Below are 19,457 nucleotides of genomic sequence, written 5' to 3'. Positions count from 1 at the left end.
TCCGGCATGACCGTCACCCAGATCGCCAACACCTGGGCCCCGTATCTGACCATGGCCGAAGCGCTGAAGCTCGCCGCACAGACCTTCACCCGCGACGTCACCAAACTGTCCTGCTGTGCCTGACCGAATCCGACAGCATCGACGATCGCGGGGCGGTCGCTAGTGCGGTGCGCGTAACCGCCGGACAAATTCTGCGGCCGCCGTGCCGATCTCGTCGGGGCTGTCCTCTTGGACGAAATGCACACCGCTGACCGTGATTTCGGTTTGGTTGGGCCAGGTACGAATGAATTCGCGGATGCGGCCGCGGACGATCGCCCCGGGTTCGGCGTTGATGAACAGCTTGGGCACATCGCTGTCCGACAGCCATGTCGCGTAGTCGTTCACGACTGCCACGACGTCGGCCGGCTCGCCATCGAGCGGGATTTCGCGCGGCCACGACAGGGTCGGCCGGCGGTCCTCACCGGGGGTACGGAACGGGGCGCGGTAGCGGTTCATCTCGTCGTCGCTCAATGTGCGCAGTATCCCGCCGGGCAGCATCGCCTCGACAAAGGCGTTCTGTTCCAACACCATTTGCTCGCCCTCCGGCGAGCGCAATCCCTCGAACGCCCCTTGGAGGGCCTCGTCGAAATCCGTCTGGACCAACGGTGTGACGATCGCTTCCATGTGCACGATGCCCTGCACTCGGTCGCGGTGCTGTCGAGCCCAGTCGAAGCCCAGCGCCGAACCCCAGTCGTGCAGCACGAGTACGACGCGGTCGCCGAGGTCCAGCTCGTCCCAGAGCGCGAACAGGTAGTCCCGGTGTTCGCCATAGCGGTAGCGGTCCGGACCTGACGGGCTGAGCTTGTCGGAATCGCCCATGCCGATCAGATCGCAGGCGACGAGCCGGCCAAGCCCTTCCAGGTGCGGCATCACATTGCGCCACAGATACGACGACGTCGGGTTGCCGTGCTGGAACACGATCGCGTCGCCTTCGCCTTCGTCGATGTAGGCCATTCGTTTGCCGTTGACATCGCGAAATCGCAGCGCTGCGTAGGGCTTTACTCCGGTCACATTGATCCCCTCTCCGGTCGAGACGTCTCAGACAGCGTCGCCGGGCACGGCGTGAGCCCCAATGCCTCCCCAGGGTCGAACTGATCGACGTCCTGCTGCCATCGAAGTGTAGGACTGCTGACACTTCCACTCGGCCGCCCATGGCAGTCGCGGCCGGCGCCGTCTTATTGCGACACCTCGAACGCATTCGCGCAGCGGGTCACGATCGTCTGGGTCACCGTCCTGCGCTCGGCCGACATAGACCCGCAACTACGTGTCATCTGGATGACACTTCGCTTGCAGCCCTGCCGCCAGTACGGCAGAAACGTCTCCACCACATAGCTGTCTGGTTAGGCTCGATTCGGCGAGTTTCACGGCAAACGGAGGCTGCTCAATGGGTTGCGGATGCGTTTCATCGGACCGCCGAGGACGCGGCCCGGCGTCGCCCGAGCGCCTGTTCGGCACCTCGCGTGCACGGCACCGAGGGACCGGCCGTTGAACCGCAGGACTTTTCTGGCTCTGATGGCGGCCACGGGTGCCGCAGGCGCGGCGGGTAACGCCTCAGCGCCGGCGTACGCCGGTGGCGAAGAGCTACGGGATCTACCCGAGATGGCCAGCGCAAACGGCGTTTTGGACACCGCGCTCACCATGGTGACCAAACCGGTCGAGCTCGGTGGCCGCCAGTTGACCCTGGAGACATACAACGGTGGACTGCCGGGACCGATCTTGCGGATCCGGCCGGGCGACAACCTACGACTTCGGCTCACCAACCAGATGGTTCCGGTGGGGCTCCCGACCAACAACGTGCTGCTGCTGCCCTACTGCGCATCCAAGTCCAACGACCCGCGATATGACACCCGCCGGGCCTGCGCGCACGATCTCTGGAACAAGTTCGAGAGAGCGGGAACAATCCTGCAGGAGTACGTGATCACCAACCTGCACACCCACGGGCTGCAAGTATCCCCGAAGGACCCGGCCGACAACGTCTTCCTTCGGTTGGACCCGCCCTTTTCCCACCAGTACTCCTACGACATCCCCTCCGACCAGCCGGCCGGACTGTATTGGTATCACCCGCATTTCCACACGTCGACCGCCCATCAGGGCTGGAACGGGCTTTCCGGGCCCATCATCGTCGAGGGCGACATCGACGCCGTGCCCGAGATTGCCGAAATGCGGGAACGCACCCTCGCCATCAACGAGCTGTGGATTGCCGACGACAGCGGCGAGGTGCCCTTCGACCCGGTCATCCCCATCGCGGGCCCGGTGCCGTTCCAATCCGTCCCCGTAGTACCGGGCAGCATGTATTTCCCGGTCAACGGCCAGTTGATCCCGGACATCACCATCCAGCCCGGGGAGGCGCAGCGCTGGCGGGTGCTCAACGCGGCCCCGCACCGGTCGATGTGGCTGCACGTCGAGGGCCACACCCTGCACCAGATCGGCACCGACGGCGTGCCCTACCGCGCCCCCAGGGCCCGGCCGAACATCTTCCTGGCATCAGCCAACCGGGCCGAGTTCATCATCAAAGGCGGCGAGCCCGGCCGGTACCGCATCTACGCAGCGCCCTACGACCAGGGCCACCCCGGCGGCCCCCGCCCCTACCTGCCGCTGGCCACCCTGGTGGTGCGCGGCAAACCGATGAACAGCCGGCTGCCCTCGACACTGGTGGAGCCGCCGCGGATGCCCAACCTGCCGGTGGCCCGACGCCGGACCTTGGTGTTTTCCAGCGACATCACCGGGCGGACCGGCATCGGAGTGCAGTTCCTCATCGACGGCAAGGAATACGACATGGAGCGCATCGACCAGGAGGCCGAGGCGGGCACGGTCGAGGAGTGGACGATCGTCAACGAGGACATTTTCCAGCACCCCTTTCATATCCACGTCAACCCGTTCCAGGTCATCGACGTGCAAGGCATTCCGTCGGGCGATACCAGTTGGCTGGCGGAGAGGGAACCGGACGTGTGGTGGGATGTGTTCCGGCTGCCGCCGTTCGGCCGCTATACCTTCCGCACCTATTTCCGCCCGGATGTGACCGGCAAGACCGTCTACCACTGCCACATCCTGCCGCACGAAGACCGCGGGATGATGGGCAACCTACTCATCGATCCGCCCGGCGGGCAGCCGCGGGAGGAGGCGTGACGGTGCGCCGCCCGCTGCTGCTCGCGTTGATAGTGGTCGCCGTGGCCGCCGTCCCTGCCACCGCAGACCCCGCGGGCCCTTCCCATCAGCCCATGAGCGACCAGGGCCGCTACGTCTTCAACCAACAGCACCGGGACAATATGAGCTGGTGGAACCGCACCTGGCTTCCGCAGCTGGTTCCCAAAGCGGCGCTGCTTGAAGTGCAATTGCCCAGCGATCCGATCCGCTGGGTACCGTACGGTGAACCGGACTGTCAGCCCAGCCCCGGGTGGGACTGGGCCGAGATCGGCGGTCCGTGGTTTCCGGACGGGCCGCCGCGGCACCACCGCGTGCCCGTGCAACTTGTCGCCCAGCAAACCATTCCTAACCCGGGGCGTAACAAGGAGTCGGCGAACCCGTACGAGTTACCGGGGGTGTACGTCCCGGTCAAAAACCGGGTGATCGGCAGCTCGGCCATCTCGGTCTTCTTCTATCAGCTGCTTCCAGAGCCAGACCTCGGCTACTTCGGTGGGCGGGGCCTGGCGACGATCTGTCTGCGCCCCGACCCGATCCCCGACGACGTCCGGGTGCTGGGCTTCCCGCCGGACACCCCGCCCACCTACGTGCTCACCCTCGTCGTCGGCGTGCGCCAGGCCTCCATCGGGGGCGGGCTTCCGCCGACCCCGCTGCCCGCACCACCGCAAGTGCGCCCCGAGCCGGACGCGCCGTCAGGACCGAACGAACCCGGACATGGCTAGCGCGGCGGGTACGGGCACAGAATCGGGCCGGGTATCAGAGGCGTCGGCCCCCGCGGGTGTCATGAGCACCGACCGGCCGTGGTGGCGATGGTTGATGCCGTTTGTGATGGTCGCTGCGATGGTGGGGTTGGGGTTCGGGCTGGGTGAGCGCGAATTCGTATTCCCGGAGGGAGCGGCGCTCGCGTTCGGCGTGATCGTCGTCGGCAAGCACGACTGGATGCGCTCGCGGTGGCGGTTGCTGCTCTTGCCCCCGGCGTGCGCGATCGCGGGAAGTGCGCTCGCGGATCTTCCGGTGCCAAAAGTGCTGGCAGAGTTACTCGCTCTGGGTTTCGCGGTGACCGCGGCGCAGACGGTCGGGGGAAGGCTGGGCCCGGTGGTCTCAGCGGCGGTGCTGCCGGTGGTTTTCAGCTTCACGACGTGGCTGTACCCGGCGGCGGTTGCCGGGATCTGCCTCGCCTTGGTGCTGACGGTGTCGCTGCCCGGGTTGCGCCCCGCTGGGCGTGCGCCGGGAGTCGCAGAGCGGCCGGGTCGGTGGTCGTGGCCGACGTTGGCACTGTTCTCCGCCATCGCGGCCGGCTGGATCGTGCTGGCCTCCGTGGTGGTGCCGGTACCGACGGTCGCGCTGGCTCCGCCGCTGATGGTGGGTGCCCTCGAATGGTGCGCCCAGGGTGCGCGTCCGCCCGCCGCCGCGCTGCGCCTGTGGGCGCTGCTGGTGACGGCGGCAGCGGTGGGAGCCGCGGCATCGTGGGTGTCGCCCGCGATGGAGCGGGGCATCTCTGCGAGCCAAGCGCTGGTGGGCTGCGCCGTCCAGTTGGCTGCAGTGGGCGTGATGCTGGTCATTCTCGGCTGGACAGGTGAACACCTGTATCCGGCATTGGCGATCGTGCTGGTGCCAAACCTCGTTGCGCCGATCGAGCCGTGGCGCTACGTGCTGGCCATCGGGATCGGGGCTGCGGCGCTGTATGGGGGCGCAACCGCGGTCGCCGGCGTGAGTCGGGCGCTGCGCCGTATGCGGCCGGGCTGGTTCGATTGGTGCCGCCGGCCATGACCGGTAGTCGACACCAGCAACGGCCGGCAACCCGTTACCGCATACCCGGGTCGCCATGCTCGCCCGAACCCGACGGCGGATTCCAGACTGTCAGCGACCCGACAGCCTGGCCACGAAGACCAGCCGGCAGTGGCAAGATTGTCAGCATGATGACACCGTCGTCTCGGCGACGGAGGTCCAGGGATGAGGTGCGATGTCCGATCAGTCGGCGGGTCCGATCAAGCAGATTGTGCGTTCACTGACCGGCGGGCAGCCGGCTTCTGAGGCGCAGGTGCGACATGCAGCCTGGGTGGCACGCTGTGTGGGACGCGGAGCGTCAGCGCCTCTGCACCCCAACGACCTCGCGGCGCTGGCCGGAAACTTGGAGGCCAAGGACTTCGCCCCGGGGACCACGGTCTTCCCCGCCGGTCAGGCCGCCAGTGGCGTCTGGATTGTGCGGCAGGGACAGATTGAGCTCGCGGTCGGCTCGGGGCGACGGCGCGCAGTGGTCGATGTGCTTCGCGCCGGCGATGTGGACGGTGATATCCCCCTGCTGCTGGACATGCCCCTGCCCTATACGGCGCGAGCACTGTCCGATGCAACGTGCCTGTTTCTGAATCGCGACGCCTTCGAGCGGCTGCTCGCCACCCGTCCGGCCATCTCACGGCGCTGGCTGTCGAGTGTGGCGCAGCGGGTGTCGGCGGGGCAGTCCAGGTTGATCGGCATGCTGGGCCGGCCGCTGCCCGCACAGCTGGCTCAGCTTCTTCTCGACGAAGTGGTCGACGCCCGCGTCGAACTCGCGCAGCGCACCATCGCCGCGATGCTCGGCGTGCAGCGTCCCTCGATCAACAAGATTCTCAAGGAGTTCGAGCGCGACCGTTTGATCACCGTCGGGTACGCCATCATTGAGGTCACTGACCCGGAGGGGTTGCGAGCTCGTGCGCAATAACATGGCCCGCGACCTACGGTGGCGCGGCTGTCGCGGCCCCATCTGACAGGCCGCGCTCCCGTCCCAAACTCCAAGCACCACAAGCCAAAACATGCCGGCAACCGCGAAGGCCGAGAATCCCCGCGAGGACGCGAATGCATTGCATGAACGGCCGGCCGGCGGCGCTGGGCTCAATGCCGGTGTGGCGCAAGCAAGGCCGCTTGCCCGGTGACGGGATGGCGCGCAGCCAGCCATGCACGGGTGGTGGCATGCGACCGCTCGATCAGCTGGGCCGTGTGAGTGAAGTCGATCGGTGAGACGCCCAGCGGGCACAGCGGTGGAACAACGCGCAAGTCGACCGCGGCCTCAAAGCGGGCGACGTCGGCGGCCAGGCGTTGGTTGAGGGCGAGGGACAAGGCGTGCAACGCCATCGCCAGCGCCCCCTTGGGGGCTTGGGGCAGGGCACATGCATAGCCAGTAGGCAGCACCCAGATCACGTCGGCGCCGAGCGCGACGGCATGAGACAGCGGGGTGTTGTTCACCACTCCCCCGTCGACCAGGGCCCGCCCGTTGATAACCACCGGCGGGAAGATGCCGGGAATGGCGGCGCTGGCCGCGACCGCGTCGACCGCATCTCCCGACGACAACATGGCATCCTGGCCAGAAAGGACGTCGGTGGCAACCACATGCAGGGGGATCGGGGCATCCTCGAGCAGGGCGAACTGCAGGTTGTCGCTGAGAACTCGTCGCAGGCCGGTGGCGGGCACCAGATGTGAGCGCCAACCGAGAAACCCCAGGAGCCCGACGATCGGGCGGGTGGGAAAGATGTCATCTCGTGAGAGCGACCGCCACAGGTCGGCCAGCGCACCGACCCCGCCGACATCCGGTCGCGAGGCCACCCAGCCGCCGTTGACCGCGCCCACCGATGTGCCGACGATCAGGTCTGGCGTGATCCCGGCCTCAGCCAGGCCCACGAGCATTCCAACTTGGATCGAGCCGAGGCTCGCGCCTCCGGAGAGCACGAATGCTGTCGTCATAATTCACCTAACAAGCAGCACCACCGAAGCCAGTACCGATTGTCGCCAGTGTGACACTCCGATGAGGTTGGCGAGCTGCCCTCTCTGCCCAGCCACGTCATGCAGCACCCAGGGCACGCTGCAGGTCAGGCTTCATCTGCTGCAACTGGGCAGTCGATGCGCCAAACCACGCAAGTTTGCGTTCACAACGGCGATGTCATGTTCGTCCGTCGCATCGCGCCGTCTTGGCGCCCAACCAGCCCGCCACACGGTGCGACATGCCGTGCCGGGACCGTTCGGGCTCACCCTCGATCGTCACCCCGTTCCAGAACGCGACGTGGTTTTTGATCCGGTCGGCCTGGGGGCTGGGGTGCGGGTAATACCAGGCAGCGTCGGGGTTCACCGCGCCGTCGGCGGTGACGTTGTAATAGTGCGCCGTGCCCTTCCACGGGCACAGCGATTTCGTATCGCTGTCGACGAGGTGCTCACGGCGCAGCGACTCGGGCGGGAAGTAGTGGTTGCCCTCCACCCGCTCGGTGCGCGACGCCTCGGCGAGCACGGTTCCGTTCCACACAGCGCGAATCATGTCGACACCTCCTTAATTCGTCTTTTCCTGATAACACGCTTGCGCCTGTCGCTGCACAGGCGGATTGTTCGACTGCTGACACTTAGCTTCCGCGCGCCAGACGCCCGGTGGTGAGGTCAATCGTCTGATAGGAGGGCATCGGTGGCGACGGTGAAGCGGGATCTCGACGAGGTGTTCGTCGAATACACCAAGAGCATCTGCCCGGTGTGCAAGGTGGTGGTCGATGCGCAGGTCAACATCCGAGACGGCAAGGTGTATCTGCGCAAACGCTGCCGCGAGCACGGCTCGTTCGAGGCGCTGGTGTACGGGGACGCCGAGATGTACATGGACACAGCCCGATTCAACAAACCCGGTACGTTGCCGCTGCAATTTCAGACCGAGATTCGCGACGGCTGCCCCAGCGACTGCGGGTTGTGCCCGGACCACAAACAGCACGCCTGCCTGGGTTTGATCGAGGTCAACAGCCACTGCAACCTGGACTGCCCGATCTGTTTCGCCGACTCCGGTCACCAACCCGACGGGTTCGCCATCACCATCGAGCAGTGTGCCCACATGCTCGACGCGTTGGTAGCCGCCGAAGGTGAACCCGAGGTGGTGATGTTTTCCGGCGGCGAACCAACCATCCACAAACAGATCCTCGACTTCGTCGACGCCGCCCAAGCGCGCCCGATCAAGACCGTCATCATCAACACCAACGGGATCCGGCTGGCCTCGGATCGGCGGTTTGTCGCTGGGCTCGCCGAGCGCAGCCGGTCCGGCGGCCCGGTGCACATCTACCTGCAGTTCGACGGACTCGAGGAAGCCACCCACCGCGCGATTCGGGGCCGCGACTTGCGAGACGTCAAAGCTCGGGCACTGGACAACTGCGCGCAGGCCGGCCTGACCGTCAGCCTGGTCGCCGCGGTGGAACGCGGTATCAACGAGCACGAACTCGGTGCCGTCATCCGCCACGGCATGGCGCACCCCGCGGTGCAGACGGTGGTGTTTCAGCCGGTCACCCATGCCGGACGGCACGTCGAGTTCGACCCGCTGACCCGGCTGACCAACTCCGACATCATCCACGGCATCGCCGCGCAGCTGCCGCAGTGGCTCAAGGCCAGCGACTTTTTCCCGGTGCCGTGCTGTTTCCCCACCTGCCGCTCGATCACCTACCTGCTCACCGACGGCGAGCATGTGGCGCCGATCCCACGGTTGCTGGCCGTCGAGGACTACCTGGACTACGTCTCCAACCGTGTCATCCCGGACCTGGCGATCCGGGAGGCGTTGGAGAAGCTGTGGTCGGCGTCGGCGGTGATGGGCAGCGACATCGCCGCCGAACAGCTACAGAAGGCTGTTCGCGCTCTGGACTGCGCCGACGCCTGCGGGATCAACCTGCCCGAAGCGCTGACGAATATCACCGACCGGGTGTTCGCGATCGTCATCCAAGACTTTCAGGACCCGTTCACCCTCAACGTCAAGCAGCTGATGAAATGCTGCGTGCAGCAGATCACCCCGGATGGGCGGCTGATCCCGTTCTGCGCCTTCAACTCGGTCGGCTACCGCGAGCAGGTCCGCGAACAGCTCACCGGGGTGGCGGTGCCCGACATCGTGCCCAACGCCGTCCCGCTGGCCGGGCTGCTGACCGACTCCCCGAACGGCTCCAAAACAGCCGGCGGTCCCCGCACCGGCAGCAGGGCCGTACGCCGATGACGATGCCGCCGCAGCGCATCAAAACGTGTTGCGCCGACGCGTATTCCAGCGACGCCGTGGCGTTGTTGCTCGGCGAGTCCTACCATCCTGGCGGGGCGGCGTTGACCCGCACCCTGGCCGGGGCGCTCGGGCTGGGCGCCGGTGCGCGCCGGGTGGTCGACGTCGCCTGCGGGCGCGGCGCCACCGCCCGGCTGCTGGCCGGTGAATACGACGTCACCGTCGACGGCGTCGACTTCAGCGAGATCAACGTCGACCACGCCCGGGCCGCCGTCGCAGCGGACGGGCTGGACCGACGAGTGCGCTTCCAGCACGGTGACGCTGAAGATCTTCCACTGCCCGACAACGCCTTCGACGCGCTGGTCTGCGAATGCTCGCTGTGCACATTTCCCGACAAAAACGCCGCCGCGCGAGAGTTCGCGCGCATCCTGCGTCCGGGCGGGTTGGCCGGAATCACCGATGTCACCGTCACCGACGCCGGCCTACCGGCCGAGCTGACCACCCTGACGGCGTGGGTGGCCTGCATCGCCGATGCCCGCTCGGTCGCCGACTACAGCGGGATCCTCGCCGGCGCGGGATTGAACGTACGACACACGCAGGCCCACGACGACGGACTGCTGACAATGATCGAACGCATCGAAGCCCGGATCACCGCGCTGCGCATCGCAGCGCCCCAACTTCTCGCCGACAACGGTATTCAACCCGATACCGTGCTGGCATACACCCAATTGGCGAGCGATGCGGTCAAATCCGGCCGCATCGGATACACCCTGATGATCGCGGAGAAGACATGACACACCCCCCGAGGACCCGTAAATCCCTTGTCGCACGCATTCACCCGCCGTACCGTCGTATCACCGACGCGCTGGACAACCTGGGCTGGCTGCCGAACTTTGGGCTGCGGCTCACCATCGGGTTCATGTTTTTCAGCGGCGCCGTGGACAAACTTCGTGACCTCGGCAAGTTCACCAGAATGTTTGCCGGACTGGGCATCCCGGCCGCGCAGCTGATCGCCCCGATAACCGCCGTGGTGGAACTCGTCGGTGGCGCGGCGTTGATGCTGGGCCTTGCCACCCGGCTGGTGTCGCTGGTACTGGCCGGGGATATGGTCGGCGCGTTGATCACCGACATCGGCCCGGATCTGGCGCACAAGTATCCGGATCCATGGCATTTTCTGAGCAATCTTTTCTATGCCCCGGAGTGGCTGCTGATGGGGCTGCTGTTGTGGCTGCTGTGCGTCGGAGCCGGCAAGGCCAGCATGGACGCACTGATCGGTCGACGGGTGGCGGCGCTGAGCGCCGGGGAGTCACCGCGCGGCTCGTCGGGTGATTTCCGGTCCGCTGCCCGCGCCGACGACACCGGAGGCTCCAGACGTAGCCCAGAGCTTTAGACCGCCGACGATATCGGCGGTAGATACCTTACGATAGGCCCCAGCTGGCACCCGCAGGTCGCTGAACTCAGCTTGGTTCCACGTCGAGCAGCCTCACTCCGGCCACCACGACGCGTGATCTCAAGCTGCCCAAGCACACTCACGCGTCGCGTGGCCATTGTCGTGCCGATGCACGCACACCCGTCGGGAACGCGATTGTGCCGATTCGGGAACGCGCGATGCTCGGCGGCATGCGGGAGGCCGACCCACCGGGTGATCTGTTCGCTTCCCGGGCGGCTTCACATCCCAGGAGATAACCCTGACGCCTATATAGCTAATACGCTATATTTCGTCTGTGGGTGTCCCGACAGAACTGCTGGTCCGGCTGCGCGAAGCGCGGTTGCAGAAAGGGCTTTCCCAGACCGAGGTGGCCGCAAGGATCGGGACTACGCAGTCGGCGATCGCGCGCCTCGAGTCGGGCGCGGCCGATCCCCGACTGAGCACCCTGCAGCGCTATGCCGAAGCCGTCGGAGCCGACCTCGACGCGCGAGCCGGTGATTGCGCACCGTCGCTGCAGCGCACCGCCGTCGAAATGCGAGATTCCCTCAGCCGGGCCGAGACGGGCGAGGGGTTCCGGCACATCGTCCAGTTCCTCAATGACATCGCGGTGCTGGACGCCGCAGCGACCCGAGAGTCGATACGCAACGAACCCGACACAGTCGGCGACCGTCGTTGGGATGCCCTGCTCGCCGGGATCGCCGAGTTCGCCGCCCGACGCGCGGACCTGCCGGTTCCCGGATGGGCGTCATCCCCCGGTCGCTTCCTGAACCGGTTTTGGTTCGTTATCGAGGATATTCTGGACCGGCCTGCTCCTGGGCTCGCTGTCGCGGCGTTCACGTGCACACCCCCCGAGCTGGCTAATCGCGGCGTGTTTCTCGATCGCTCGTCTTTGGCCAGCGTATGAGCTTGCTCGACCGTGACCGCATTATCGGGCTGCTCACCGAACTCGGATCGAGGCTTGCCGCCAAGGGCGAGCGCGCTGATCTGTTCGTGGTCGGGGGCGCGGCGATGGCACTTGCCTACAGCACCCGGCGATCCACCCGTGACCTCGACGCCGTTTTCGAGCCCAAACAGGCCGTGTCTGCGGCCGCCAAGGACGTCGCCCGCGCCCATGATCTTCCGGAAGGCTGGCTCAATGATGCAGTCAAAGGATTTCTGCCCGGATCGGACCCTAACGCGACGACGCTCTTCGAGCAGCCGGGCATCAGTGTGCGGATAGCCTCACCGCATTACTTGTTTGCCATGAAAGCCGCGGCCGCCCGCATCGAACGCGACGCCGAAGATCTGTGGTCCCTCTACCGCATCTGCGGTAGCGTCGAGTCTTCCGCTGTGCTCCCGTCGCAACCTCCGCATAGCCTCGGTGTTGCGACGATCACTGGAATCCGCTTATGGAAAGTTCTGGGCGCGTTGACACCCGGCGATGTCGCACACCCGGGGACGGCATCGGCGGAAAATGCGATTCTTGCGGCGCCCGAATGCTCAGCTCCACACACTGATCGGGGCGAGCTCGACCCTGCGAGATGGTTACTTGCCGTCGACGGGTGACGACGGATGACCTGACCGCGGGGAACGTTTGTCATTGCGCTGACAGTCGGATTGCTGGACGAGGTGGAGGCGGCTTTCATCTATGGTGTGGCACGGTTGCTGACGAGACTAGTCTTTTTCTGTTACGGAGAGCAGGCCGTGGTCTGTCTGCAGGGCGGCCATTTATCACGGGGGCGCTGCGTGATGAGGACCGCGCGATGAGCCCTGTACCTGAGCGTTTCCGTTCGGTAGCCGCGTTGGACGCTGGCCGGATTTTGCCGCTCGGGGATGCGCACAGAGCGCTGCTGGCCACCAGTGCGTGCAACGGCTCGGCGGTGATTGTCAGCGTGGGCGGCGAGGTGGATGCCAGCAATGAAGACGTCTGGAACAACCTGTTGACCAAGATGGCGGCGAGCGCGATCGCTCCGGGGCCGTTTGTGGTCGACGTCCGCGGCTTGCGTTTTATGGGGTCCGGCGGGTTTGTCGCGCTGGCCCGGGAGGCTCGGCGGTGTCGGCGCCGCGGCGTGAGCCTGTGCCTGGTCAGCAATCAGCCGGTCGTGGCCCGGATCGTGGCCGCCAGCGGATTGCGTCCGCTGCTGTCGATGCATCCGACGGTAGAGGCGGCGCTGTCGGCCGCTACCGCAGAACCTTCTTCTCAGTGCGCCACTGTGGGGAGATAGGGATGAGATGGCGGGGCGGCAGCTCGTAAAGCTGGGGCCGCACGCTGCGGATAAAACCGGGCCAGAAGGTGGCGGTGGTCAATGCGCCGCATCGGCTTTGTCGTCGGGCACGGGGGTTGGCAGCTGCTCGACTCCGTCTACACGGTTGCCCGTGCTGCTGTTGACCGTCACGGCGGATGGTGACGGCCGAATCCTTGATCGTCATCCACAGTGCCGATCGGTGGCCAGATGGGTTGGCCCCAAAACGAATTGACTCCTGCCGGAGTCCGATCGTGGTAGCGGCTCACCACATGGGCGTTTGGACGGCGCCGCACGATCCGCTCCCACGACAGAGAGACGGTGACGCCGCGACCACGGCGGGTGCGCTGCTCGTACTGCCAATCCACCCACATCGTGTTGCCCACGGCATTGCAGGCCCGCCGAGCCGACACCACCGAAGTGATCGGGGATGCGCTGCCGCACAAGACCAACCGACTGGGCTACCGGCGCATCGCGGCCCGCATCCACCGATCGGAGTCGACCGTGCGGCGCTGGCTGCGCCGCGCCACACCCAAGCACCTGAGATGGATGTACCACCGTGGCGCCCAGCGGCTCATTCAGGTAGCACCCGACACCTTCGGTGAACTGCGGTTCCTCGGCCACCAACTCCGCGACACCCTGTCGGTGCTCTGTGCCGCCGCCTACTGGGACCGCCACCGGCTCAGCTTGCTCGACCCGCCCTCGACGATAATCGGCACCTACACCCTCGGCAGGTTGCTCGCCCCGCCGCCGCCCGGCTGATCGCGCGACTTGCCCGGGCTATCGGGTCCGGGGATGGTCTCGCTGCGCCCGCACATCGCCCTGCAGCATCGAACCTGGCCTCCAAACACCGTTCGTGGTCATCACCAACAACGCCGGGCCAGTTCGTCAGCACCGCCACGACCGCGTCGTTCTCGATGTCAACGCCGTGCCCGCGGGTAAGGGTTACGGCGGTGTAGCCCGCATTGCTATCGACATGATCGACCGCGTCGTCGACCACCACGGCGTCTGCTGTGACGGCGCCTGCTACGACGGCACCCGCAAGCCCACCGCACTGGCCCGCAACGCAATCGCGGCATAGCTGCACCGTCGACTACGCCCAGCGAGGGGGTTACCCCGCCCCGCCCCCGCGGCCACGATGAGCTACCCGACTCACCACACCGACTGTGGATGCCTTATGCCGGGCAGCACGTGTGTCAGCCGAGGACGGCTGTTCCCTGCCAGTGACAAAGAAGCAAAGCGACTTCGATGTCGCGTCCGTCGTCGGTGATCGGTCGGCCACGACGTTTGGATCGCACGTTGCCCGCGGTATTTCAAGCAGTTCACCTGACCCTCGCTGCAATGGTGCTGTTCGTGTTGTTCCCGGTGCTCATCCCATTGGGCGTAACACTGACGCCCCTACTCGTGACCGGAGTTCGTCGCGTCCGCACAGGTTTGGGGAACGGCCGGCGGCAGCCCGGCAGAGTCGTCGTCGGCCGACGGAGTCCCGCGGTCAGTGTCGCCGTTGGATAGCCGCAGCCAAGTATTGGCGCAAATCTGTGCAGTGCCGCTCCCCGAGCCGAATTAGGCTCAGTTTGATGGTGGACGGAACCCAGATGACACCGCGAGAGGACGGGCCGTGGAATGCGCTTTTCGACACGCTGCTCGGCGAGCGGGAAGTGCTCGCTGGACGTGTCCGTGAGGCCATGCAGGCCCAGCTTCCCACTTACCGCACGTTGGCCCGGGCGGCGCTGGATGACGAAGTGGGCCTCGAGGTCGAGCGGGTCTTACGGTCGGCTCGCGCCGGACGCGCGGCCTTGGACGAGAGCGAATTCGCGGAGTTAGCCGCCGTCGGCGAGGTGCGAGCGCAGCAAGGCGTACCGATCGCCGAAATGCTGCGCGCCTGGCGCATCGGCATCGAGGTCGTCGTCGGTTACGCGCGTGAGGTGGGTCAGCGTCTCGGCATCGAAGACGCCCAAGTGCTGGAGTTCGTCCAGTCGACCCTGGCCTGGTCCGATGTCGCCATGGTGACGACCGCAGCGGCGCACCGGAAGGCTGAATTCGCACTTGAGCACGCCGAGCAGGGCCGGCGCGCGGCGTTCGTGCGGGGGGTCCTGTTCGGCGAGATACCCGCAGCCGAGCTACGCATTCACGCTGAGGCATTCGGCCTTGACCCCCTCGGCGAATACGTTGCCCTTCGGGCCCGAGTGGGCGAGAGCGTCTCCGCGCACAAGCTCGAGCAGGCGCTGGGCTTTGATGATCCGGTACAGCGGCGCCGCGGGCTATGTGCCCTTGTCGATGGCGACATCGCAGGTTTCCTGAGCGAGCCGCCACCGAAAAATGTGGACGGCGTCGTCGGTTATGGTCCGCCCCGCCCGTTAGACCGGCTTGCCGAGTCGCACCACCTGGCCGCGCGGGCGCTGATAGGCGCAGTGGCGTGCGGGTTTCACGGGGCGCATGACATCGCGTCGCTCGGTGTGCGTGCGGCTGTGGCAATGGACGCGGACGTCGGCGAGTCGCTGCGCAAACGCTACTTCGAACCGCTCGGTGCGGGTGGCTCGGCCCACGAAATCATATCGACCCTGCGGGCCTACTTCGCCAGCGACATGCATGTGGAGCGGACGGCGACGCGGTTGTTCATCCATCAGAACACGGTGCGCTACCGGCTGGCGCGATTCGAAGAACTAGCTGGGGCCAGCCTGCATGACACGAAGGTTCTGGTCGAGGTTTGGTGGGCTGTCGAGCTTTCGGCGATGAGTTTGTAGTGGCCACCAAAATCCGGCACACAAACCTCCACAAAGCTCGGAGCCTGCTCCGTAGATGCCCCATGGCCGACGGCAGACACTTAACTGCATACCTCTGAGGTCGGCGCTCCGACATCAAGCATCGTGGGTGGTCCCGGTCCCCGGACCGGCAGCGCCGCGGCTGCAGTACAACTCAACGAACAGGAAAGGTGGACAATGTTTTTCAAGAATGCAGACGAGTTCGACGAATGCATCTGCGGAATCTTCCGTGACGCGGGCGATCACCCCGAGGTCGGCCCAAAGGTTCGGGCTGAAAACCTCATCCTGCAGCTCATCCTCACCGACCCTGACTGCGAGCTGACGGTCGCCTTCCGCGAGGACTATCAGGTCATCTTCGGCCCCACCGATCTCAAGCCCGACCTCACCTTGCTGATGCGCGGCGACATCGCCGACCAGTTCTGGCGCGGCGACTACAACCTGGCCAGAGGGATTATCAACCGTGAGGTCATTGCCAAAATCAAGGCCGCGGGACGGGTAAAGAAGCTCATCAACGAGCTGGTCCCGCTGGCTGAGCCGCTGCGCCCGCTGTACCGGGAAAAAGTCGCCAAGAAGGACGCCGAGCTCGCCGGAAAATCAGCACGATGAAGACCGGCTAAATAGGAGGTCTACATGTCGACCATCGATGCGATCGATCGCCAAACCTCGGGACCCGCCGCACGTCATGCGCTGCCGGATCCCGGGGATGCGCCACTGGCGCCACCGCGACAAGGCAATGCTGTTTGACCGCAAGGGCTTTGTGCGTCAGGCCATTCGCTCGGGGGTGCCGATCGTTCCGGTCGCAACGGTGAGCGGCCACGACACCGTCTTCGTGCTCTCCGAGGGCCAGTTCTTGGCTCGCTGGACCGGCCTGGGTAGACGCTTGCGTGGCGCGACGATGCCGATCATCGCAGAATTCCCCTTCCCGTTGGCCATCGAGGTCCGGCCCCGCCCCACGACACGCGTGCCGTCGTGGGGCGGCAGCAGGACCGCCGTGCGCGGAACGGATGCCGACATGCTGCGGATATCTCGCGATATCATGACCGAATGAGTGACGTACTGATTCGGGACGTCCCCGACGATGTGTTAGCGAGCCTCGATGCGATCGCAGCCCGCATGGGCTTGTCGCGGACGGAGTACATCCGCCGCCGTCTGACCCAGGATGCGCGGACCTCCCGCGTCACGGTGACCGGTGCGGATCTTCGACGGTTCGCGAACGAAGCGGCAAGCCTCGGCGATCCGGACCGGATGCGCGCGGCGTGGGGGTGAGTCAGCAACGGTGGCTGATCGACAAGTCGGCGCTGCTGCGACTCACCGATAGCCGCGAGGCAGACGCCTGGTCGAACCGTATCGAACGCGGCCTTGTGCACCTGGCTGCCGTCACGCGGCTGGAAGTTGGGTTCGCGGCCCAGAACGGGGAGAGCGCACGGCGGCAGTTCCGTGCGGCACCGCTGTCGGCGATGCCGGTGGAGTATCTCACGCCGGCGATCGAGGATCGTGCGCTGGAAGTGCAGATCTTGCTTGCTGATCGCGGACAGCACCGCGGCCCCTCAATACCGGATCTGCTCATCGCAGCGACAGCCGAACTGGCGGAGTTGACGGTCCTGCACGTCGATAAGGACTTCGACACGATCGCTGCGCTGACGGGCCAGAAAACGGAAAAGCTCGCGGTAGCCCAAGTCCTGCTTGAGGCACCTCGGCCGCAATGACGAGCGTCAGTCAACGCTCAGCGCGTACGCCCCAGCGTCTGCGTCGGGCCCACGCTACCCGCGCAGGCTATCGGGCACGCGGAATCGCCTGCCGGATTCGCCTTGGGCCGCAACGCCATCGCGACCTACCTCCACCGGCGACGACAACCCGCAGAACGACCCACCTACCGCCGGACACCACGACCAGCGTCATCCCGCGCCGACCACGGACGCCCACACGTCGCGCGGCCTTCGCCGTGCCAGCTAAACTCACACCCGCCAGATCTTGACCGGCCGCCGCTTCGCATCGGCTTGTCTGGACTGGCACCGGGACGCTTAGGACACCGCTAGATCCGCTGGTCACGCCGATCGGCGGGGTTTTAGTCAGGTATTCAAAGACGTCCCCAGCCCCCGGGGACCTGACGAAAACTCGTCCACTGCTGGTCGTTGGTAATGGCTTGAGAGCGCCTGGAACGTGATTCGGCCGATTTGGGAACGTGCCAGACCGAGGGAGCGGGCGAGGTTCGGCTCGGATCGCGTACAGCGGTGCGCCGACGGTCGCCCAGACCTCTCCGCGGTGATCGCCGCTACTTTCCGAGTCTGCGGCACCAAGGATACGGTGGAGTCTGGGCCAAAGGTTCAGCAGCTACCTTTACTAACAGCTGGGGGTGGGATTCGCTGTTGGCGCCTACGAGCACTACATCGAGGGCCTCGCGACCGACACGCCGCCGCCATATGTAGGTGGCTACGACCTCCGTCGGAGCGATGAGCGCAGAACTTTTGAATGTCGGCTGCTGTTGTACCGGCTCGCGCTACTGTCGTTTCGGTCGAGCATGCGAGGCCAGCGAGTCACGATGCGTGCGATGACGCTTCGCGAAAGCCTGGCCAAACAGCATATTCACTTTGATGCATAATTGCTATGATCTATGTTTCGCTTACTAGCCTTCTGGAGTGGACGACAACCACCCCGCGAAGTCGGATGCGCCAACCGGTTCGAGAGTCGAGTCAACTGACGCCGATACCTGCCCGATGTGGTTTACCCATTCTTGCATGACCTCCAGACCCGCAAACCTCCCGCATACCCCATAAGTCTTGTCGCGAGGATTTCCTCACCATCGCGACTCGGATGACCGATGACAATACTCCGAGACACTTGACCACTGTTCGGGATGAGCACCATCGACGCTTTCAAATGCCCCCGGCGCGTGGCCTTGCAGCGATTACCGGGGCGGTAGTATCGGCTCAATGTCAACGCCAGCTGAGACCGACCGGTCAGGCTCTCTCGTGGGGTGCAGCGCGCTCTTAATCCTTTGCGAAGCAGTAGATTCGGTAGGAAGCGTCACCACGTTCCAAGACGCGGTATACCCCCGTGCCCGCGACACCGGCGAATAGCCGGCTGAATGGACGCAGCAATGCGGGGATATGGCGATCGATCAGTTCCGCGGATCGCTGCGAGCTTTCCTCCATGCCACGCAAAACTTCCGCATTGATGTTCCTCGTCGCGAGGATCCGCATCGGGGCCTCAGCCGTCGCAGCCTCCCAGTCTGAAATTTCTTGACTGCGACGCATGTCGGTGTAAAGGAACCTTCCCCCGGGACGAAGCACGCGCGCAACCTCGGCAAGGAAGCGGCCGAAACGCAGGTATGCATGCGAGGCTTCGACATTGATCACGGCGTCGAACGTGTTGTCGGGGAATGGCAAGCTCTCGGCATCGCCATGTACAAAGTCCAATCCGGGTACGTGATGCCTTTTTCGGCAGTACGCGACGCCTTCCGGGTTGAAATCCAGGCCGGTATAAGAGGCCGGGCGCATCGTGCGCGTTAGGTAGGAGGCCCCGCCGCCATGCCCACAGCTGACCTCCAACACCCTCTTGCCAGCGAGATCCGCTTGCATTGCGGTGCTGTGGTATAGCTGAATTCCCATCCGGTTGGGCTCGTCGTTGGATGTCAGCGTCAGGCCCATCCGCGGATCTTCTTCGTAGCCGTAGTTGAGAAAGTCGACATTCTCGTCGGTCAGGCGACGGGTGATGTAGGGGTACCAGTACTTGCTGACCACCTTCTTGTAGAGCCGCCTGCGGCCGACGCGGTTTACCCGTTCGCTTTGAGTGACAGACATGCCGCGAGTATGCCAGCGGGTCCGATGTTTCGGAACACTGTCCAACACCTATGAGACAGAGCGTATTCCGATCGACTCAACAACAACGTCGGCAGCGCA

General features: G+C 65.4%; 20 protein-coding genes and 1 pseudogene. 17 read left to right on the top strand and 4 right to left on the bottom strand.

Translation table 11 applies throughout. From position 1 onward, the window contains the following. Positions 1-159: 159 nt before the first annotated feature. Entirely contained in the window at positions 160-1,050 is an 891-nt protein-coding gene (locus ABDV69_RS13360; protein WP_343575067.1) for a haloalkane dehalogenase, read from the bottom strand. Between the two features lie 501 nt (positions 1,051-1,551). Between ABDV69_RS13360 and ABDV69_RS13355 the strand changes: the two genes are divergently transcribed. The 4 genes from ABDV69_RS13355 to ABDV69_RS13340 all read left to right on the top strand — a co-directional run bounded on the left by ABDV69_RS13355 (position 1,552) and on the right by ABDV69_RS13340 (position 5,878). After that, positions 1,552-3,165 (top strand): multicopper oxidase domain-containing protein, encoded by a 1,614-nt coding sequence (locus ABDV69_RS13355; protein WP_343575065.1) that lies wholly within the window; start codon positions 1,552-1,554, stop codon positions 3,163-3,165. Continuing rightward, on the top strand, positions 3,162-3,902 hold the full coding sequence (locus ABDV69_RS13350; protein WP_343575063.1) for a hypothetical protein: 741 nt from the start codon (positions 3,162-3,164) through the stop codon (positions 3,900-3,902). Before ABDV69_RS13355 ends, ABDV69_RS13350 begins: the two co-directional genes overlap by 4 nt. A 61-nt stretch (positions 3,903-3,963) precedes the next feature. Beyond that, entirely contained in the window at positions 3,964-4,950 is a 987-nt protein-coding gene (locus tag ABDV69_RS13345; protein WP_343575062.1) for a hypothetical protein, read from the top strand. 193 nt (positions 4,951-5,143) lie between these two features. Continuing rightward, positions 5,144-5,878, top strand: a complete 735-nt coding sequence (locus ABDV69_RS13340) for a Crp/Fnr family transcriptional regulator (RefSeq protein ID WP_343575060.1) — start codon at positions 5,144-5,146, stop codon at positions 5,876-5,878. 170 nt (positions 5,879-6,048) lie between these two features. Here ABDV69_RS13340 and ABDV69_RS13335 read toward each other — a convergent pair whose 3' ends face one another. Beyond that, complete coding sequence (locus ABDV69_RS13335) at positions 6,049-6,894, bottom strand: patatin-like phospholipase family protein (RefSeq protein ID WP_343575058.1); 846 nt, start codon at positions 6,892-6,894, stop codon at positions 6,049-6,051. A 196-nt stretch (positions 6,895-7,090) separates the two neighbouring features. Beyond that, positions 7,091-7,459, bottom strand: a complete 369-nt coding sequence (locus tag ABDV69_RS13330; RefSeq protein WP_343575056.1) for a DUF427 domain-containing protein — start codon at positions 7,457-7,459, stop codon at positions 7,091-7,093. 141 nt (positions 7,460-7,600) lie between these two features. Here ABDV69_RS13330 and ABDV69_RS13325 point away from each other — a divergent pair, with 141 nt between their 5' ends. The 13 genes and pseudogenes from ABDV69_RS13325 (at position 7,601) to ABDV69_RS13265 (ending at position 17,264) form a co-directional block, all read left to right on the top strand. Beyond that, a complete protein-coding gene (locus tag ABDV69_RS13325) occupies positions 7,601-9,148 on the top strand; it encodes a radical SAM protein (RefSeq protein ID WP_343575054.1) in 1,548 nt (515 codons plus the stop codon). Beyond that, positions 9,145-9,939, top strand: a complete 795-nt coding sequence (locus ABDV69_RS13320; RefSeq protein WP_343575052.1) for a class I SAM-dependent methyltransferase — start codon at positions 9,145-9,147, stop codon at positions 9,937-9,939. Before ABDV69_RS13325 ends, ABDV69_RS13320 begins: the two co-directional genes overlap by 4 nt. Continuing rightward, positions 9,936-10,535 carry a DoxX family protein gene (locus ABDV69_RS13315; protein WP_343575050.1) on the top strand — a complete coding sequence of 200 codons (600 nt, stop codon included), beginning with the start codon at positions 9,936-9,938 and terminating at the stop codon, positions 10,533-10,535. Before ABDV69_RS13320 ends, ABDV69_RS13315 begins: the two co-directional genes overlap by 4 nt. Positions 10,536-10,869: 334 nt before the next feature. Further along, a complete protein-coding gene (locus ABDV69_RS13310) occupies positions 10,870-11,478 on the top strand; it encodes a helix-turn-helix domain-containing protein (protein WP_343575048.1) in 609 nt (202 codons plus the stop codon). 2 nt (positions 11,479-11,480) lie between these two features. Beyond that, positions 11,481-12,119: a DUF6036 family nucleotidyltransferase gene (locus ABDV69_RS13305; protein ID WP_343575046.1), complete on the top strand. Its 639-nt coding sequence runs from the start codon at positions 11,481-11,483 to the stop codon at positions 12,117-12,119. Positions 12,120-12,316: 197 nt separating this feature from the next. Further along, positions 12,317-12,778 (top strand): anti-sigma factor antagonist, encoded by a 462-nt coding sequence (locus ABDV69_RS13300; protein WP_343575044.1) that lies wholly within the window; start codon positions 12,317-12,319, stop codon positions 12,776-12,778. A 315-nt stretch (positions 12,779-13,093) separates the two neighbouring features. Next, a complete protein-coding gene (locus ABDV69_RS13295) occupies positions 13,094-13,558 on the top strand; it encodes a helix-turn-helix domain-containing protein (RefSeq protein WP_343575074.1) in 465 nt (154 codons plus the stop codon). Positions 13,559-13,652: 94 nt separating this feature from the next. Continuing rightward, positions 13,653-13,877, top strand: coding sequence for a hypothetical protein (locus tag ABDV69_RS13290; RefSeq protein ID WP_343575042.1), 225 nt, complete (start codon positions 13,653-13,655; stop codon positions 13,875-13,877). A 496-nt stretch (positions 13,878-14,373) separates the two neighbouring features. Continuing rightward, a complete protein-coding gene (locus ABDV69_RS13285; RefSeq protein ID WP_343575041.1) occupies positions 14,374-15,540 on the top strand; it encodes a helix-turn-helix domain-containing protein in 1,167 nt (388 codons plus the stop codon). 123 nt (positions 15,541-15,663) lie between these two features. After that, positions 15,664-16,164, top strand: coding sequence for a hypothetical protein (locus tag ABDV69_RS13280; protein WP_343575039.1), 501 nt, complete (start codon positions 15,664-15,666; stop codon positions 16,162-16,164). Positions 16,165-16,261: 97 nt separating this feature from the next. Then, positions 16,262-16,498, top strand: a pseudogene (locus ABDV69_RS13275) (glycerol acyltransferase); the annotation flags it as partial. A gap of 104 nt (positions 16,499-16,602) precedes the next feature. Beyond that, on the top strand, positions 16,603-16,824 hold the full coding sequence (locus ABDV69_RS13270) for a ribbon-helix-helix protein, CopG family (RefSeq protein ID WP_343575037.1): 222 nt from the start codon (positions 16,603-16,605) through the stop codon (positions 16,822-16,824). Then, positions 16,821-17,264: a PIN domain nuclease gene (locus ABDV69_RS13265; RefSeq protein WP_343575035.1), complete on the top strand. Its 444-nt coding sequence runs from the start codon at positions 16,821-16,823 to the stop codon at positions 17,262-17,264. Before ABDV69_RS13270 ends, ABDV69_RS13265 begins: the two co-directional genes overlap by 4 nt. A gap of 1,281 nt (positions 17,265-18,545) precedes the next feature. On the opposite strand, the gene ABDV69_RS13260 is transcribed toward ABDV69_RS13265, so the two are convergent. Next, the gene (locus ABDV69_RS13260) at positions 18,546-19,358 is read right to left on the bottom strand and encodes a phthiotriol/phenolphthiotriol dimycocerosates methyltransferase (RefSeq protein WP_343575034.1); all 813 of its coding nucleotides are present in this window, start codon (positions 19,356-19,358) and stop codon (positions 18,546-18,548) included. Positions 19,359-19,457 lie beyond the last annotated feature (99 nt).

Origin of the sequence: Mycobacterium sp. (assembly GCF_039583785.1) — a bacterium.
In the GTDB taxonomy this organism is placed as follows: Bacteria; Actinomycetota; Actinomycetes; order Mycobacteriales; family Mycobacteriaceae; genus Mycobacterium.
Note: the sequence above shows the minus strand (reverse complement) of the source record. Positions and strands in the feature narration are given on the sequence as shown.

Excerpts from the sequence above, each read along its gene's own strand:
- ABDV69_RS13355 (WP_343575065.1), top strand. The coding sequence starts at position 1,552 with ATGGCGGCCACGGGTGCCGCAGGCGCGGCGGGTAACGCCTCAGCGCCG.
- ABDV69_RS13345 (WP_343575062.1), top strand. The coding sequence starts at position 3,964 with ATGAGCACCGACCGGCCGTGGTGGCGATGGTTGATGCCGTTTGTGATG.
- ABDV69_RS13340 (WP_343575060.1), top strand. The coding sequence starts at position 5,144 with ATGTCCGATCAGTCGGCGGGTCCGATCAAGCAGATTGTGCGTTCACTG.
- ABDV69_RS13335 (WP_343575058.1), bottom strand. The coding sequence starts at position 6,894 with ATGACGACAGCATTCGTGCTCTCCGGAGGCGCGAGCCTCGGCTCGATC.
- ABDV69_RS13330 (WP_343575056.1), bottom strand. The coding sequence starts at position 7,459 with ATGATTCGCGCTGTGTGGAACGGAACCGTGCTCGCCGAGGCGTCGCGC.
- ABDV69_RS13320 (WP_343575052.1), top strand. The coding sequence starts at position 9,145 with ATGACGATGCCGCCGCAGCGCATCAAAACGTGTTGCGCCGACGCGTAT.
- ABDV69_RS13315 (WP_343575050.1), top strand. The coding sequence starts at position 9,936 with ATGACACACCCCCCGAGGACCCGTAAATCCCTTGTCGCACGCATTCAC.
- ABDV69_RS13300 (WP_343575044.1), top strand. The coding sequence starts at position 12,317 with ATGAGCCCTGTACCTGAGCGTTTCCGTTCGGTAGCCGCGTTGGACGCT.
- ABDV69_RS13285 (WP_343575041.1), top strand. The coding sequence starts at position 14,374 with ATGGTGGACGGAACCCAGATGACACCGCGAGAGGACGGGCCGTGGAAT.
- ABDV69_RS13270 (WP_343575037.1), top strand. The coding sequence starts at position 16,603 with ATGAGTGACGTACTGATTCGGGACGTCCCCGACGATGTGTTAGCGAGC.
- ABDV69_RS13260 (WP_343575034.1), bottom strand. The coding sequence starts at position 19,358 with ATGTCTGTCACTCAAAGCGAACGGGTAAACCGCGTCGGCCGCAGGCGG.